Origin of the sequence: Clavibacter capsici (assembly GCF_001280205.1) — a bacterium.
In the GTDB taxonomy this organism is placed as follows: Bacteria; Actinomycetota; Actinomycetes; order Actinomycetales; family Microbacteriaceae; genus Clavibacter; species Clavibacter capsici.
This window is the reverse complement of the sequence record NZ_CP012573.1, coordinates 2,830,414-2,845,874: the sequence shown is the minus strand read 5'-3', so window position 1 is coordinate 2,845,874 and position 15,461 is coordinate 2,830,414. Positions and strand designations below refer to the sequence as shown.

Below are 15,461 nucleotides of genomic sequence, written 5' to 3'. Positions count from 1 at the left end.
GTGGTGCGGGCGTCAGCCGCCGAGGCCGGCGAGCGCGATGTTCAGCTCGAGCACGTTGACGGTCGGCTCCCCGAGGTAGCCGAGGTCACGCGCCTGCACGTGCTGCTCGACGAGGTCCGCGACGCGCTGCTCGGGGATGCCCCGGGCCTCGGCGACGCGGGCCACCTGGAGTCGAGCGTATTCCGGGCTGATGTGCGGATCGAGCCCCGACGCGGACGCCGTGAGCGCGTCGGCCGGGATGGCGGCGGGATCCACGCCGTCGGACTCCGCGATGGCGGCCTTGCGGTCCTCGATGGAGGACACCAGGTCCTCGTTCTCGGGGCCGAGGTTCGAGCCGCTGGACGCGGAGGCGTCGTAGCCGTCGCCCGCGGCCGACGGCCGGGACTGGAACCACTCCGGGAGGGCGGCGCCGTCGGAGTCCTGGAAGGACTGGCCGATCAGCGAGGATCCGACGACCTTCCCGTCGACGGAGACGAGCGAGCCGTCCGCCTGCGCGGGGAGCGCGAGCTGGCCGATGCCCGTGACGACGGCCGTGTAGCCGACGCCGAGGACGACGGTGAGGACGGCCATCGCGCGGACGGCGACGCCGGCGGTGCGGAGGGACTGGCGGGGGGAGGACATGCGCTTCCTTCTCTGTGCTTCTCGTGCTCGGGGCTGTTCGGGGAGGTGGGGGTCAGAAGCCGGGGATCAGGCTGACGACGAGGTCGACGACCTTGATGCCGAGGAACGGCGCGATGACGCCGCCGACCCCGTAGACCAGCAGGTTCCGGCTGAGCACCTTCGAGGCGCTGAGCGGCCGGTACTTCACCCCGCGGAGGGCCAGCGGGATGAGCGCCACGATGATCAGCGCGTTGAAGACGATCGCGGAGAGGATCGCGGACGCCGGCGAGTGCAGCTGCATCACGTTGAGCACCGCGAGCTGCGGGAAGACGCCCGTGAACATCGCGGGGATGATCGCGAAGTACTTGGCCACGTCGTTCGCGATGGAGAACGTGGTGAGCGCGCCGCGGGTGATGAGCAGCTGCTTGCCGATCCGCACGATGTCGATGAGCTTCGTCGGGTCCGAGTCGAGGTCGACCATGTTGCCGGCCTCCTTCGCGGCCGACGTGCCCGTGTTCATCGCGACGCCGACGTCGGCCTGCGCGAGCGCGGGCGCGTCGTTGGTGCCGTCGCCGGTCATGGCGACCAGGCGGCCGCCCTCCTGCTCCTTGCGGATGAGCGCGAGCTTGTCCTCGGGCGTCGCCTCGGCGAGGTGGTCGTCGACCCCGGCCTCGGCGGCGATGGCGCGGGCGGTGAGCGGGTTGTCGCCCGTGATCATCACCGTCCGGATCCCCATCGCCCGCAGCTCCGCGAAGCGCTCCTTCAGGCCGTCCTTCACGACGTCCTTGAGGTGCACGACGCCGAGCACGCGGCCGGCGCCGCTCGCGTCCTTCGTCGCGACGACGAGCGGGGTGCCGCCGCCGTTCGAGACGGACTCGACGACCTCGGTCAGCTCGGCGTGCAGGGACGACGGCAGCGGCCGGCCGCCCTCCTCGAGCCACGCGATGACGGCCGACGAGGCGCCCTTGCGGACGACCGTGCCGTCGGGCAGGTCGACGCCCGACATGCGGGTCTGCGCGGTGAAGGGCACGTCCACGCCGCGGGGCAGCGTCGCGGTGTCGAGGCCCTGCGCGACCGCGAGGTCGACGACGCTGGATCCCTCGGGCGTCGGGTCCGCGAGCGAGGACATGGCCGCGGCCCGGGCGAGCTCCTCGGCGCCGACGCCGTCGACGGCCACGAGCGCGCTGGCGCGGCGGTTGCCGTAGGTGATGGTGCCGGTCTTGTCGAGCAGCAGCGTGGTGACGTCGCCGGCGGCCTCGACCGCGCGGCCCGACATGGCGAGCACGTTGCGCTGCACGAGCCGGTCCATGCCGGCGATGCCGATGGCCGAGAGCAGCGCGCCGATGGTGGTGGGGATCAGGCAGACGAGCAGCGCGATGAGCACCGGCACGCTCACGGTCGCCGCCGAGTAGGACGCGATGGGGTTGAGCGTGAGCGCCACGATCACGAACACGATCGTGAGGCTCGCCAGCAGGATGTTCAGCGCGATCTCGTTCGGCGTGCGCTGGCGCGACGCGCCCTCGACGAGGCCGATCATGCGGTCGACGAAGGTCTCGCCGGGCTTCGAGGTGATGCGCACGACGATGCGGTCGCTCAGCACCCGCGTGCCGCCGGTCACCGCGCTGCGGTCGCCGCCGGACTCGCGGACGACGGGGGCGGACTCGCCCGTGATGGCGGACTCGTCGATGGAGGCGATGCCCCACACCACGTCGCCGTCGCCCGGGATCGACTCCCCGGCGACCACGACGACCATGTCGCCGAGCGTGAGGTCGGCGCTCGACACCTCGCGGAGCTCCGCGCGCTGGGCGCCCGGGTCGCCGGACGCGTCGTATGCCGCGACGACGTGCGCCATCGTGCTCGTGCGGGTCTTCCGCAGGCTGTCGGCCTGCGCCTTGCCGCGGCCCTCGGCCACCGACTCCGCGAGGTTCGCGAAGACGACCGTGAGCCAGAGCCACAGGGCGATCCCGGCCGTGAAGGTCGCGGGCACGACGCTGCCGCCGGAGGACCCGGATCCGCCCGTGAAGGGCTCGGCGATCGCGAGCACGGTGGTGAACGCGGCGCCGACCTCGACGATCAGCATCACGGGGTTCCGCCACATCAGGCGCGGGTCGAGCTTCCGGAAGGCGCCGGGGAGCGCCTCGGCGAGCTGCTTCGCGTCGATGGCGCGGGCGCGCGACGGCTTCGCCTCGGACGCGGGCGATGCCGCCTCGCGCGGCTCGGCCTCGGGGGTGATGGTGGTCATGACTGCAGCCCTTCCGCCAGGGGACCCAGCGCGAGAACGGGGAAGTAGGTGAGAGCGGTCACGATGACCGTCACCCCGATGAGGAGGCCGACGAACTGCGGCCGGTGGGTGGGCAGGGTCCCCGAGGTGGTGGGGATGCGGTCCTGCGCCGCGAGGGATCCGGCGAGCGCCAGCACGAGCACGATCGGCACGAACCGGCCGAGCAGCATCGCGACGCCGAGCGCCGTGTTGAACCACGGCGTCGAGGCGGTGAGGCCGGCGAACGCGGATCCGTTGTTGTTGGACGCCGAGGTGAACGCGTAGACGACCTCGGACAGGCCGTGCAGCCCGCCGTTGAGGATCGAGGTGCCCTCGACGTCCTCGCGGACGGCGGGGATCGCGAAGCTCAGCGCGGTGCCGACGAGCACGAGGATCGGCGTGACGAGGATGTAGAGGCTCGCGAGCTTGATCTCGCGCGGCCCGATCTTCTTGCCGAGGTACTCGGGCGTCCGGCCGACGAGCAGGCCCGCGACGAACACCGAGATGACGGCCAGCACGAGCATGCCGTAGAGGCCGGATCCGACGCCGCCGGGGGCGACCTCGCCGAGCATCATGTTGAGCATCGGCATCATGCCGCCGAGCGCCGTGTACGAGTCGTGCATCGAGTTGACCGCACCGGTCGAGGTGAGCGTGGAGGTGGATCCGAACAGCGTCGAGGCGATGACGCCGAAGCGCTGCTCCTTGCCCTCCATCGCGCCGCCCGCGGCCATCGGGGCCGTGCCTGCGCCGTTCAGCTCGAACAGCGTGAGGGCGGTGAAGGAGGCTAGGAAGATCGTCGCCATGACGGCCGCGATCGCGGTGCCCTGGCGGGTGTCGCCGACCATCCTCCCGAACGTGCGGGGGAGCGAGAACGGGATCACGAGCATCAGGAGCACCTGGAACGCGCTGGTCCAGGCGGTCGGGTCCTCGAACGGGTGCGCGGAGTTCGCGTTGAAGAACCCGCCGCCGTTCGTGCCGAGCATCTTGATCGCCTCCTGCGAGGCCACCGGCCCGCCCGGGATCGTCTGCGTGCCGCCCGTGATGGTCGCCACGTCCTGGAACCCGGCGAAGTTCTGGATGACGCCGCCGGCGATGAGGACCACGGCCGTGACGAGCGAGAGGGGGAGGAGCAGGCGGAGCGACCCGCGGATCAGGTCGACCCAGAGGTTGCCGATGGTGCCGCTGCGCGTGCGGGCGAAGCCGCGGACGAGCGCGATCGCCACCGCGATGCCGACCGCCGCCGAGACGAAGTTCTGCACCGCGAGGCCGGCGAGCTGGACCGTGTAGCCCATGGTCGCCTCGGGCGAGTACGACTGCCAGTTCGTGTTGGTGACGAACGAGACGGCCGTGTTGAAGGAGATGCCCTCGGGCACGGCGGGGAGGCCGAGCGCGTAGGGGAGGAAGGCCTGGAGGCGCTGCATCCCGTAGACGATCAGGACGCCGACGAGCGAGAAGGCGAGCACCGCGCGGAGGTAGGCGGGCCAGGTCTGCTCGGAGCGGGGATCCACGCCGATGAGGCGGTAGATGCCGCGCTCGACGCGCAGGTCGTGGCGCGACTCGTACATGCGCGCCATGAGGTCGCCCAGCGGGCGGTGGACGAGGACGAGGACCAGGACGACGGACGCGACCTGGAGGATCCCGGCGAGCGTGTCCATCAGAACCTCTCGGGGCGGATCAGGGCGTACACGAGGTACACGACGGAGGCGATGCCGAGCACGGCGGCGGCGAGGCCGGCGGCGTCGGCGAACGAGGTGATCACAGCTTCTCCACCCCCCGGCCGACGAGGCCGACGAGGGCGAACAGGACGATGGCGCCTGCGATGTACACGAGGTCGAGCACGGGGGATCCTCCGGTGAGGGGTGCCGCGGCCGGTCGGACGCGGGTGCCCGTCGGGGGCACGGAGGACGAGTAGACACCTCGCGATCGGGCGTCCTCACGCATCCATACGGTTCCCTCACGGCGGCGCGGGGAACCTCACGACACTCCTACGCGGGGGTCGGCAGGGCGCGCGTCAGCCGGGGATGGGCAGCTCGACGGGAGTCAGGCGAGGTCGTCGAAGACGCCCCAGCAGATGCTCGACCGGGCGCGCTGGTCGGCGAGGACGGCGGCGCGGAGGCGCGCCGGGATCCGCTCGCGCTGCCAGGCGCGCTCGGCGTCGCGTGCGGCGTCGCGCTCGGCAGGAGGGGCGGCGGCGCTCGCCGCGCGGATCGCGTAGGCCGCGGCGCCGAGGTCATGCGCCGCGACGTGCGCGACCGCCACGGCCTGCCCGGCGGCGAGCGCGGAGAAGCGGGCCGGATCCGGCGACCCGCGACCGGCCGCGTTCGCCCGGAACGACTGCTGGTGCGCCTCCTTCATCGGCACGTCGCCGCGCACCCAGCCGCGCGCCACCTCGAACGTCTCGCGCAGGATCGGGTCGTCGGGCCGCTCCGCCTCGAACAGCGGCAGCACGTGCTCCGCGCAGGCGACCGCCCACAGGGCGAGCGCCCGGTGGTCGTCGTCGGTCAGGGCGCCGCCGCGGCGGACGGTGATGAGGGCGGGGTCGCGGTCCTTCGGGAGGATGGGCATGCGGGATCCTCTCGCTCGGCCGGTCGTCCCCGACCCTCCCATGGGCGGGCTGCGCAGCGCGAGCGTCGCCGTGCCTCCTTCTGGGGCGCGATCATGGCCGGGCAGCGCCGCCGACCACCCCTAGCGTGGGAGGCATGGCGAACCGATCCCCCTGGCTCCAACCCGGCCCCGCGAGGCGCTGCGCCCGGCTCGACGTGCTCTGGGGCGTGCTCGCCCTGCTCGCCGCCGTCCTCGCGGTCGCGTTCGTGGAGGCCCCGGTGTGGGGACGGATCTGCCAGGCGCTCGCCGCGGTCGCCTTAGGCGCCCTCGCCGTCGTGTACTACGCCAGCTACCGCGTGCACGCCCGCGACGGCCTGCCGGGCTGAGCCCGCCGCTCCCCACCGCCCACCGCCCTCCCCGTGCCCGTGCGCTGAGGCGCCGGCGTCAGGTCGACGTGTCGTCCGGCCCGCTGAGGTCGATCCGCGTCCTCGCGGTCGCCCACCCGCGTTCGACGGCCTTCACGTGCACCGCGTCCACGATGCCGTGCGCCGCTGCGACGAGCGTCGGATGGTCCGCGAGCTCCGCCGCCGCCGCGTCGTACGCGGCCGTGATCCCATCGCGGATGCGATCGATCCGCGCATCCGCGAGATCCGCGTCGACCTGCAGGCGCCGCGCCGCCTTCTGCAGGTGACGCCGCCCGATGGCCGACAGCCGGTACTCGTCCCCGACCTTCATCGCGGAACGCTCGGCCTGCGGCCCTCCGCCGTAGGGCGCGTAGGTGGCGAGGTCGTAGAGCGGTGCGAGCTGCTGGCCGTTCCCGCGCAGCATGACGGAGAAGTTCTTGGCATGCGCATCCGTCGCCCACGCCGCCACGTTGAAGACGACCGCGTCGAAGAAGCGCGATCGAGCGGCTGCGGCCTCCGCGGGGTACTCGAACTCGCTGAGGAGGTCGGCGGCCTGCGCGATCCCCGGACCGCCCTGGTCCTGGTACTTGCGGGCGGGCATGACGGAGAGCGCCTGGCAGAGGTCCTCCTGGTGGAGCCGGCGCCAGCGGCCGTCGACCTCGAGCCGGTCGTAGCGGTGCGACACCAGCACGGACAGGTCGTCTCCCAGGTCGAGCACATCGGTGCGCGCTGCGTCGAGTCCCAGCGCGGCGGCCGCCCGCATCGTCAGGAACTCGTTCACGTCGTGATGCGCGAAGCCCGGGATGGCCGGCTTCAGGATGTGCGTCGTGGGGGTGGAGTCGCGCGGGATCCCCCAGGCGCCCGAGGCCAGCCGGTGCAGCGCCGCCTTCCGCTGCGCGCCGGGCAGCGACCACCTCCCCTGCAGGGCCGCGGGCGTGGTGCCGGTGCCGGATCCCAGGTCGGACATGAGGCCGCGGAGCTCCTCGGCCGAGAGCTCCGTGACGTCGCCCTGCGCGCGGGCGTCGTCGTCCGCCTCCTCCGACTCGGGCAGGACCTGCACGGCCCCCGGGGCGTCGCGGCCGATGTGGCGGAGGACGGAGAACGCGTCGGCGCTCGTCCGGAGACCGTGCGTCCGTCGGATCTGCTCCAGCGCGTCGGCCCCCTCCGGGATGAGCCCCGAGAAGTAGGCGTCCACCGCCCGAGGCGGCAGGCGCGCGCCGAACGGGAGCGACATGGACAGCGGCGTCGCTCCGCGCCTCTCGGCATAGGCGGCGTCGTAGGTGAAGCCGACGCGGCCCGCGGTCGTCCGTTCGTAGCGACCGGCGTAGCGACCGTCGAGGTAGACGCTCAGGGCCTCACTCATCGTCGACCTCCCACGGCCGGTCGAACGGCGAGGGGGAGCTCGCATCCGCGGCCCGCGGGTCGACGGTGAGGCTCAGCTCGCAGCCGAGCGCGCGGACGACGCGCATCATCGATCCGATCTCCGACCCGGGCTTCCCGCTCTCGAGCCGCACGACGTACTCCCGCGACACCCCCGCGAGCCCGGCGACGCCGGCCTGGGTGAGCCCCCGCTCCTCCCGCCGGTGACGCAGCTCAGCGGCGAGCGTGCGCGTGGTCCTGGCCATCTCGTCTCCTCGGGTGATCGATCGATCACGTACGAGTATGTGATCGATCGATCACGACGTCAAGGGTGACCGATCGATCACGCCGTCCACTCCGCCACCACGTCCGACCCGACCTTCACGATCAGCACCGCCACCACCACGATGAACGCGACGCGGATGAAGCGGCTGCCGCGGGCGACGGCCATGCGGGATCCCGCGTAGCCGCCCACCATGTTCGCGACGCCCATGCCCAGCGCGAGCGCCCAGAGCACGTGGCCCTGCGGGATGAAGAAGGCGAGCGCGCCGAGGTTCGTCGCGACGTTCACGATCTTCGCCTTGGCGCTCGCGAGCACGAAGTCGTAGCCGAGCGCGGTGATGAGCGCGATGATCAGGAACGTGCCGGTGCCGGGTCCGATGAGGCCGTCGTAGAAGCCGATCACCACGCCGAGCAGCGCCGCGATCCCGTGGTGCTTCCGACCGGTGTGGCGGAGCGCGGCGACGTCGCCGAGCTGCGGGCGGGCGATCGTCACGACGGCCACGACGATCAGCGCGACCACCACGAGCGGCTTGAACACCGACGCCGGCAGGAGCGCCGCGAGGCTCGCGCCGCCGTACGCGCCGACCAGCGCCACCGCGGCCATGGGCAGCGCCGTGCGGAGGTCCGGGTGCGTGCGCCGGTACCAGGTGACCGCGCTCGTCGTGGTGCCGAACAGGGACGCGAGCTTGTTCGTCGCGAGCGCCTCCACCGGCGTGATCCCCGGCACGAGCAGCAGCGCCGGCAGCTGCAGGAGTCCGCCGCCGCCCACCACGGCGTCGATCCAGCCGGCCGCGAGCGCCGCCAGGATCATGAGCAGCGCGACCTCGAGCGTGATCTCGCCGAGGGATCCGCCGATGTCCATCCGAGTCCTCACGTCACCGGCGGCCGGGCGGCGCGCGCTCGACCAGCCTTCCACGCGGCGGGACCGCGGTCGCGTCAGACGGCGGCGAGCGAGTCCAGGTGCCGGGCGAGGGCGTCGGTGGCCCAGCCCGTGGGGTCCCGCGGCCCCTGGTAGACGAGGTGCAGCGCCAGCCCGTCGACGAGCGCGTGCAGCCGAGGCGTCTCGGCCGCGACGTCGAGGCCCGCGTACGCCGGATCCGTGGCGAGCGCCGTGAGCAGGTCGGCGCAGCCCGCGCGCAGGTCCTCCGACGCGCGGTCGTAGACGGGCCGGAGCGCCGGGTCGGTGAGGGCGACGGTGCCGATCACCAGGAAGACCTCCATCTCGAGGCGGCGCTCGGCGTCGAGCGGGAGGAGGTGCCGGAGTCGCTCCTCGACCGACGCGCGCACGGTGGCGCCCGGCGGCAGCGCCCGGATCCGCGCCTCGGCCCGCCGCGCGACGAGCTCGAGCGCGAAGACCCGCAGCGACGCCTGCGTGGGGAAGGTGTAGCGGAGCGAGCTCGCGGCGAGCCCGGCCTCGGCGGCGACGTTCCGCACCGAGAGCGCGGTGATCCCGTCGCGCACGAGCACCCGCCACGCGGCCTCGCCGACGGCGGTCTCGCGGGCGTCGTGATCCAGGCTCCTCGGCACCTCGCCATTTTCGCACGACTGTGCGAGAGTGTTTCCGCACACCCGTACGAGAAAGAGGCCCGCCGTGATCCTGACCGTCATCATCGCCTGCGAGATCGGCTTCTGGGTCGCCATCGTCTCCGGCCTCGCCGTGCGCTACGTGCTCCGACGGCCGCGCCTCGGCGCCGCCCTGCTCGTGTGCGCGCCGCTGCTCGACCTCGTGCTCCTCGGCGCGACGGCCGTGCACCTGCGGTCGGGCGCCGAGGCCTCGTGGGAGCACTCGCTCGCGGCGCTCTACGTCGGGTTCTCCGTCGCGTACGGGCACCGGCTGATCCGGTGGGCCGACGTGCGCTTCGCCCACCGTTTCGCCCACGGGCCCGCGCCGGTGAAGCCCTACGGGGCCGCGTACACGCGCCTCTGTTGGGGCGGCGTCGCGCGCACCCTGCTCGCGTCGGCCATCGCGGCGGCCGTCATCGGCCTGCTGATCCTCGTGGTCGGCGACGCGGAGCGCACCGCGCCCCTCACCGACACCTTCGCGCTGCTCGCGCTCATCTCGGCGATCGACCTGCTCTGGGCGATCTCGTACACGGTCTGGCCGCGCCGGGCGCCGGCCGCGAGCCGCGCCGCCTGAGGGTCAGGACGCGGCGGGGCCGGCCTCCGCATCCGCCGTCTCGAGCGCGACCAGGCGGCGGACCTCGTCCGCGTCCATGTTCACGCCGAAGAGCGAGCGGCCGGGCTCGAGCACGCGGCCGGCGGCGAGCGGGCCGATGTCGACCGGGTCGAAGCCGAACGCGTCCACGAGGGCCGCGACGGTCGCGCGCGCCGCGTCGTCGTCGCCCGCGACCGCGATGCCCTTGCGGCCGGCGGCGCCCGCGGGCCGGGGACCCTCGTCGAGGTCGTGGTACCCCATGTGGTTGAAGGCCTTCACGACGGTGGACGCGGGGAGGTGCTCCTGCACGAGCTCGCTCGTGGAGGAGGCGGGGTGCGCGAGGTCGTCGCGGTGGCCGTCGACCTCCCACCAGTAGTTCATGGCGTCGACCACGAGCTTGCCGCCCAGCTCCGCGACGGGCACGGACGCCAGCTTGCCGAGGGGGAGGGCGAGGATCACGACGTCGGCGCGGGCCGCCGCGTCGGCCGAGGTGGTGGCGACGGCGCCGGGCGCGAGCACGTCGACGATGAGGGAGATGCGCGACGGATCCCCCGAGCCCGAGATGAGGACCGGGTGCCCGGCGGCGATCGCGCGGCGGGCGAGGACGGTGCCGACCTTGCCGGCGCCGAGGATCCCGACGGTGACGGACCGCGCCGCCTCCGTCCGCTCGTCGTCGGGTCGGGCGGAGGTGTCGTCGGGATGCGTCATGGGATCCATTCTCCGCGGTCCCGCTCCGCCCCTCGTCGGGCCGCCGGCGGCGGTAGTGTGGCGCTGCGGTCGGTACCCCGTCCTCGCGCTCCGCGCCCCGCCGCGGAACCGACGGGCAATGGAGGCATTCGTGATCACGGTCATCCCCCCTCGTGCGGCGGCGGCGCGTGCCTAGCCGCGGCCTGGTGGCCGACGCCGCCGAGGCGCTCGAGCACGCGACGGCGGCGGGATCCGACCTGTGCGGCCCCCTCGTCGCCGCCATCGGCATGACCGGCGCCGCCGTCTCCACGCTCGGGGATCCGCTCGGCAGCGAGACCGTCTGCGCGTCGGACGAGCGCGCGGCCCGGCTCGACGAGATCCAGCTCGACCTCGGCGAGGGCCCGTGCTGGGAGGCGATGACCACGCGCCGGCCCGTGCTCGAGCCCGACGTGCAGGGATCCGGCGCCACGACCTGGCCGCTGGCCCGCCACGCGATGCACGCGACCGGCCTCGGCGCGGTCTTCGCGTTCCCGCTCGTCGTCGGGGGCCTCAGCCTCGGGGCGGTGGACCTCTACTCCCGCGTCCCGCGCGACATCTCCGACCGCGAGGTGACCGACGCGACCGCCCTGACCCGCATCGTCGCGCGCCAGGTCCTCCGCCGCGCCCTCCTGGCCTCGGAGGGCCCGCAGGAGGAGGATGGGGCGTGGGCGGGCCGCTACTCCCGTCGCGAGGTGCACCAGGCCACCGGCATGGTCGTCGCGCAGACGGGGCTCCCCGCGGCGGACGCGCTCCTCGTGCTCCGCGGCCACGCCTTCGCCACGGGGCGCCCGCTGCGCGACGTGGCCGAGGACGTCCTGGGCCGCGTCCTCGACTTCACCCCTGACCGCTGACCGCCCGATCTACCCAGAGGACCACGACGATGCCGGAGACCCGGGAAGAGCTGCTCGTCCACACCTTCGTGAGCCTCGCCGACTCGCTCGTGAGCGACTTCGACGTGCTCGAGCTGCTCCAGACGCTGGTCGACCACGCCACGATGCTGTTCGACGCGAGCGCGTCCGGCATCATCATCGGGCCGGACGACGCGCACCTCGAGGTCGTCGCCTCCACGAGCGAGAAGAGCCGCCTCGTCGGGCTCATGCAGCTCGAGGTCGGCGAGGGCCCGTGCGTCGAGGCCGTGACCACGGGGCAGGTGGTGTCCGTCGCGGACGTGCGCGAGATCGGCCACCGCTGGCCGGCCTTCGCCGCGCAGGCCGCGGGCGCCGGGTACGTGTCGGTGCACGCGATCCCGCTGCGGCTGCGCGGGCAGGTCATCGGATCCCTCAACCTGTTCCGCGAGCAGGAGGGCGCCCTCAACGAGGCCGACGCCATCGCGGCGCAGGCGCTCGCCGACGTGGCGACCATCAGCGTCCTGCAGGAGCGCGCCATCCGCGACAGCACCATGGTGCGCGACCAGCTCCGGCACGCGCTCGACAGCCGCATCGTCATCGAGCAGGCCAAGGGCTTCGTCGCCCACACGCACGGCGTCGACATGGACGAGGCGTTCCGCCTGATCCGCGACCACGCCCGCAGCACGAGCACGACGATGCCGGAGGTCGCGGCGGCGATCGTCGCGGGCCGCGTGAAGCTGACGGCGGCCCCGCGGGCCTAGCGGCGGCGTCAGGAGAGCGTGCCGGCGAGGATCCGGTCGAGCGTGCCGAGGCCCTCCCAGACGTGCGCGTGGATGCCGGCCTCGCGGGCGGCGTCGACGTTCGCGGGCTTGTCGTCGACGAACACGATCCGCTCGGCCGGGCTGCCGAGGCGCTCCACGGCGAGCGGCCACACGTCCGCGTCGGGCTTCGCCATGCCGATCCGCGCGCTGACGAGCACCACCTCGAAGCGCGCGCCCCAGCCCGCGGGATCCTCGAGCACGTCGGCGAGCTCGTGCGGCGCGTTGGAGAGGATCGCGAGCGGGTACCCGGCGGCGACGGCGCGGTCCAGGGCAGCGAGCGTCTCGTCGTCGGGCGATGCCCAGCGGCGGCGCTCGATCGCGACGAGCTCCGCCAGGTCGTCCTCGCCGGGCGCGGGCAGGCCGAGATCGCGGGCGACGGCGTCCCAGAACTCCCGCGCGCTGCCGCCGCGGTCGTACGGCTCACGGTGCGCGTCGAACGCCTCGCGGACGCGCTCCTCGGCGTCCTCGCCGCCGGGGGCGTCGGGATCGAGGGCGCGGCTGATCGCGCCGATGTCGTCCGGCCGGGTGATGAGCACCCCGCCGATGTCGAAGAGGAGCCAGGGGAGGGCGGGGTCGCGGTTCTCGGGCACGGGTCTCCTTCGGGACGGGCGGACGGGTCCCCTCGAGCATGGCCGCTCGCGGGCCGGGGCGCGCGTCGTCCCGCGCCGTGCGGATCCCGTGAGGGTCGCCGCGCCCGGCGCACGGCTTCCGTGAGGGCCGCTCCCCGCCGCCCTGCGCGGCGGTAGACCTGCAGCCATGACCCTCACCGCGATCCTCCCGTCGCTCCGCCGCAGCATCCCGGATCCGCTCGCCGCCGCCCTCTGGCCCGCGGGCACCGTCGCCACCACGACCGACCTGCGGGTCGGCGACGTCTCCCTCGTCGCGCTCGCCGCCGAGCGCGGCACGCCCGGCGTCGTCACCGGCCCGGCGGTGGAGCGCGGCAGCAGCGGCCGCGCGTCGCGGACGGCGTCGGCCTCGGCGGTCGTCCTGCGCATCCTCGCCGTCGCGCCCGCGACCGACGACGCCCCGCGCGCCCTCCTCCTCGACGCCGACATCGCGGGCCTCGCCTGCACGTGGTCGGAGCTGCGGCTGATCGGCCGCGCGTCCACCGCCGCCGCGCGCCCCGCGACGGTCGGCGGCGCGTCCGTGCGGCTGCCCGCCGACGTCGCGGCCGGCGACCTCCTCGCGGTGCCCGTCCCGGCCGTCGTCGAGGTGCGGGGGATCCGCCTGGTCGACGCGTCGGCACCCGTCGTAGCCCCGCGCGCGGCCCGCCTCGCGACGGTCCCGGTGCGCGTCGAGGCGCCCGTGACGGTGCGCGCGCTGGCCTCCGCGCGCTGATCCGCCGCCGCCCGGGCCGTGCGATCGGGTGCCGGGCCTGTACTACACTCGATCCCGGTGGCGTGTCCGAGCGGCCTAAGGAGCACGCCTCGAAAGCGTGTGTGGGGGAGACTCCACCGTGGGTTCAAATCCCACCGCCACCGCCAGATGGATCCCGGCGGCTCGCCTCGCGAGCAGCCCGATCCGCGCGAAGGGCCCCGGGAGACCGGGGCCCTTCGTCGTCCGCCCGGCGTCGGGGCGCCCTCAGCGCAGGATCCCCAACCCCCGCGCCTCCGCCACCGCGGCCGTCCGCGAGCTCACGCCGAGCTTCGAGAAGACGTGCACGAGGTGCGACTTCACGGTCGCGTCGGTGATGTGCAGGCGCGCGCCCACCTCCGTGTTGGAGGCGCCGTCGGCGACGAGCCGGAGCACCTCGATCTCGCGGGCGGACAGGCTGACGCGTGGCGCGCGCATCCGGGCCAGGAGTCGGCTCGCGACCGCGGGCGCGAGGGCGCTCTCGCCGGCCGCCGCCGCGCGCACGGCCGCGAGCAGCTCCGCCGGCGGCGCGTCCTTGAGCAGGTAGCCGCTCGCGCCGGCCTCGACCGCGCCGAGGATGTCGCCGTCGCTGTCGTAGTTGGTGAGCACCAGCACGTAGGGCGCCGCCTCCGCCTGCCGGATCTGCCGGGTCGCGTCCGCGCCCGTGCGCTCCTGCCCGAACTGCAGGTCCATGAGCACGAGGTCCGGGTCGAGGGAGGCGGCGAGCGCGACGGCCTCGTCGGGGGTCGAAGCCTCCCCGACCACGTCGATGTCGCCGGCCACGTCGAGCACGGCGCGGAGGCCCGCGCGGACGACGGGGTGGTCGTCGGCGATGACGATGCGGATCACGACGGGTCGACCTCCAGGATCGCGGTGATGGTGGTGCCCCGGCCGGGCGCGCTGTCCACGACGAGGCGGCCGCCGAGCTGGTCCACCCGCTGCGCCATGGCGCGGAGCCCGAACGAGTCGGTCGTGCCGGCGTCGTCGCCCACGCGCGCCGGGTCGAAGCCCGCGCCGTCGTCGCGCACGGTGAGCGTCGCGTGCGCGGCCGTGACCGCGACGCCGATCTCGACGACGCTCGCGTCCGCGTGCTGCGCGACGTTCGCCACGGCGCCCTGGGCGATCCGGAGCAGCGCGGTCTGCACGGCCATCGGCAGCGGCCGGTCGAGCGGCGGCACCGTCACGTCGATCCGGAGCCCCTCCCGGCGCCACTGCGCGGCCAGGCGCCCGAGCGCGGCGCCGAGGCCGGCGTCGAGCGACGGCGGCGCCAGCTCCCGGATGAAGCGGCGCGCGTCGGCCAGGCCGTCGGCCGCCGTGCTGCGGGCCAGGCGGATGTGCTCGAGGCCCGGCCGGTCGCCGTCCGCCGCCTCGGCCGCGTGCAGCAGCATCTGGATGCTCGTGAGCCCCTGCGCGACCGTGTCGTGGATCTCCCGCGCGAGCCGCGCGCGCTCCGTCAGCACCCCCTGCTCGCGCTCGGTCGCGGCGAGCAGGTCGCGCGTCGCGATCAGCTCGGCGACGAGCGCCTCCCGCTCGGCCGACTCCCGCGCGAGCGCCCGGTAGCCGAGCCCGATGAGGAGCGCGACGCCCGCGCCGACGAGCGGCCCGATCACGCCGCCGACCGTGAACCCGCCGTGCAGCCCCAGCGCCACGACGGCCACGAGCGTCGCGACGACCACCGCGACCGGCCCGACGACCCGCGGCAGCACGTGCAGGTAGAGGAAGAAGAGGGGGAAGACGAGGTACGCCGCGTCCGGCACCAGCACGAGGAGCGCCAGCCACGCGGCGGTGAGCGCGGTGATCCACGCGGCGCCGGCGGCGGCCCTCCGCGACGGACGGGCGGCCGGCACGCGCGCGCCGAGGAGGTAGACGGCCGCGAAGGCAGCGGAGAGCGCGAGCGCGGTCGGCATCCGCGGGCCCTCGACGACGAGCACGCGCACCACGACGAGCGTGAGCAGCGACGCGGAGAGCACGTGCAACCCCGTGCGGAGCCCCACGAAGACGGGGGTGAGGGTGCTGTGGGCGGCCATGGCCCCTGAAGGCTACGGGCGCAGGGCGGTGAGCGGATCAACCGGAAGTTCGATCGAGGGACCGTACTCCTCCCCGATGGAC

The 15,461-nt window shown here is 74.2% G+C and carries 19 protein-coding genes and 1 tRNA gene; 6 read left to right on the top strand and 14 right to left on the bottom strand.

All coding sequences use genetic code 11. The annotated features are described in order from the left end of the window. Positions 1–12: 12 nt before the first annotated feature. From kdpC to AES38_RS13325, 6 genes are all read right to left on the bottom strand, one after another. Positions 13–621, bottom strand: coding sequence for a potassium-transporting ATPase subunit KdpC (kdpC, locus tag AES38_RS13345; protein WP_053775377.1), 609 nt, complete (start codon positions 619–621; stop codon positions 13–15). A gap of 52 nt (positions 622–673) precedes the next feature. Further along, the gene (gene kdpB / locus AES38_RS13340; protein WP_053775376.1) at positions 674–2,842 is read right to left on the bottom strand and encodes a potassium-transporting ATPase subunit KdpB; all 2,169 of its coding nucleotides are present in this window, start codon (positions 2,840–2,842) and stop codon (positions 674–676) included. Continuing rightward, entirely contained in the window at positions 2,839–4,515 is a 1,677-nt protein-coding gene (gene kdpA, locus AES38_RS13335; RefSeq protein WP_053775375.1) for a potassium-transporting ATPase subunit KdpA, read from the bottom strand. The genes kdpB and kdpA overlap by 4 nt, the downstream gene beginning before the upstream one ends. Then, positions 4,515–4,619, bottom strand: a complete 105-nt coding sequence (gene kdpF, locus AES38_RS13330) for a K(+)-transporting ATPase subunit F (protein WP_043668301.1) — start codon at positions 4,617–4,619, stop codon at positions 4,515–4,517. Before kdpF ends, kdpA begins: the two co-directional genes overlap by 1 nt. Then, entirely contained in the window at positions 4,616–4,759 is a 144-nt protein-coding gene (locus AES38_RS15675; protein ID WP_242431032.1) for a hypothetical protein, read from the bottom strand. Before AES38_RS15675 ends, kdpF begins: the two co-directional genes overlap by 4 nt. A gap of 141 nt (positions 4,760–4,900) precedes the next feature. Further along, positions 4,901–5,425: a putative immunity protein gene (locus tag AES38_RS13325; protein ID WP_053775374.1), complete on the bottom strand. Its 525-nt coding sequence runs from the start codon at positions 5,423–5,425 to the stop codon at positions 4,901–4,903. 134 nt (positions 5,426–5,559) lie between these two features. Here AES38_RS13325 and AES38_RS13320 point away from each other — a divergent pair, with 134 nt between their 5' ends. Continuing rightward, positions 5,560–5,790 carry a hypothetical protein gene (locus AES38_RS13320; RefSeq protein ID WP_053775373.1) on the top strand — a complete coding sequence of 77 codons (231 nt, stop codon included), beginning with the start codon at positions 5,560–5,562 and terminating at the stop codon, positions 5,788–5,790. 58 nt (positions 5,791–5,848) lie between these two features. Here the strand turns inward: AES38_RS13320 and AES38_RS13315 are convergent, their stop codons facing one another. The 4 genes from AES38_RS13315 to AES38_RS13300 all read right to left on the bottom strand — a co-directional run bounded on the left by AES38_RS13315 (position 5,849) and on the right by AES38_RS13300 (position 8,976). Continuing rightward, positions 5,849–7,171 (bottom strand): HipA domain-containing protein, encoded by a 1,323-nt coding sequence (locus AES38_RS13315; RefSeq protein ID WP_053775372.1) that lies wholly within the window; start codon positions 7,169–7,171, stop codon positions 5,849–5,851. Then, a complete protein-coding gene (locus tag AES38_RS13310; RefSeq protein ID WP_053775371.1) occupies positions 7,164–7,433 on the bottom strand; it encodes a helix-turn-helix domain-containing protein in 270 nt (89 codons plus the stop codon). Before AES38_RS13310 ends, AES38_RS13315 begins: the two co-directional genes overlap by 8 nt. Positions 7,434–7,510: 77 nt before the next feature. Then, complete coding sequence (locus AES38_RS13305) at positions 7,511–8,311, bottom strand: sulfite exporter TauE/SafE family protein (RefSeq protein ID WP_053775370.1); 801 nt, start codon at positions 8,309–8,311, stop codon at positions 7,511–7,513. Positions 8,312–8,385: 74 nt separating this feature from the next. Beyond that, positions 8,386–8,976 carry a TetR/AcrR family transcriptional regulator gene (locus AES38_RS13300; protein WP_072174651.1) on the bottom strand — a complete coding sequence of 197 codons (591 nt, stop codon included), beginning with the start codon at positions 8,974–8,976 and terminating at the stop codon, positions 8,386–8,388. A 64-nt stretch (positions 8,977–9,040) separates the two neighbouring features. Here AES38_RS13300 and AES38_RS13295 point away from each other — a divergent pair, with 64 nt between their 5' ends. Beyond that, the gene (locus AES38_RS13295; RefSeq protein WP_053775369.1) at positions 9,041–9,586 is read left to right on the top strand and encodes a hypothetical protein; all 546 of its coding nucleotides are present in this window, start codon (positions 9,041–9,043) and stop codon (positions 9,584–9,586) included. A 3-nt stretch (positions 9,587–9,589) separates the two neighbouring features. On the opposite strand, the gene AES38_RS13290 is transcribed toward AES38_RS13295, so the two are convergent. After that, positions 9,590–10,312, bottom strand: coding sequence for an NADPH-dependent F420 reductase (locus AES38_RS13290; RefSeq protein WP_053775368.1), 723 nt, complete (start codon positions 10,310–10,312; stop codon positions 9,590–9,592). A gap of 185 nt (positions 10,313–10,497) precedes the next feature. Between AES38_RS13290 and AES38_RS13285 the strand changes: the two genes are divergently transcribed. Further along, positions 10,498–11,181: a GAF and ANTAR domain-containing protein gene (locus AES38_RS13285; RefSeq protein ID WP_072174650.1), complete on the top strand. Its 684-nt coding sequence runs from the start codon at positions 10,498–10,500 to the stop codon at positions 11,179–11,181. 29 nt (positions 11,182–11,210) lie between these two features. Continuing rightward, on the top strand, positions 11,211–11,939 hold the full coding sequence (locus tag AES38_RS13280) for a GAF and ANTAR domain-containing protein (protein ID WP_053775367.1): 729 nt from the start codon (positions 11,211–11,213) through the stop codon (positions 11,937–11,939). A gap of 8 nt (positions 11,940–11,947) precedes the next feature. Here AES38_RS13280 and AES38_RS13275 read toward each other — a convergent pair whose 3' ends face one another. After that, a complete protein-coding gene (locus AES38_RS13275) occupies positions 11,948–12,589 on the bottom strand; it encodes an HAD family hydrolase (protein WP_053775366.1) in 642 nt (213 codons plus the stop codon). A 166-nt stretch (positions 12,590–12,755) separates the two neighbouring features. Here AES38_RS13275 and AES38_RS13270 point away from each other — a divergent pair, with 166 nt between their 5' ends. Together AES38_RS13270 and AES38_RS13265 are read left to right on the top strand one after the other, a co-directional pair. Continuing rightward, complete coding sequence (locus tag AES38_RS13270) at positions 12,756–13,337, top strand: hypothetical protein (RefSeq protein WP_053775365.1); 582 nt, start codon at positions 12,756–12,758, stop codon at positions 13,335–13,337. Positions 13,338–13,393: 56 nt separating this feature from the next. Further along, positions 13,394–13,483: transfer RNA gene (locus tag AES38_RS13265), tRNA-Ser, on the top strand. 97 nt (positions 13,484–13,580) lie between these two features. Here AES38_RS13265 and AES38_RS13260 read toward each other — a convergent pair. Both AES38_RS13260 and AES38_RS13255 read right to left on the bottom strand, forming a co-directional pair. After that, entirely contained in the window at positions 13,581–14,201 is a 621-nt protein-coding gene (locus tag AES38_RS13260; RefSeq protein ID WP_053775364.1) for a response regulator, read from the bottom strand. Beyond that, a complete protein-coding gene (locus AES38_RS13255) occupies positions 14,198–15,379 on the bottom strand; it encodes a sensor histidine kinase (protein WP_053775363.1) in 1,182 nt (393 codons plus the stop codon). The genes AES38_RS13260 and AES38_RS13255 overlap by 4 nt, the downstream gene beginning before the upstream one ends. Between the last annotated feature and the right edge of the window lie 82 nt (positions 15,380–15,461).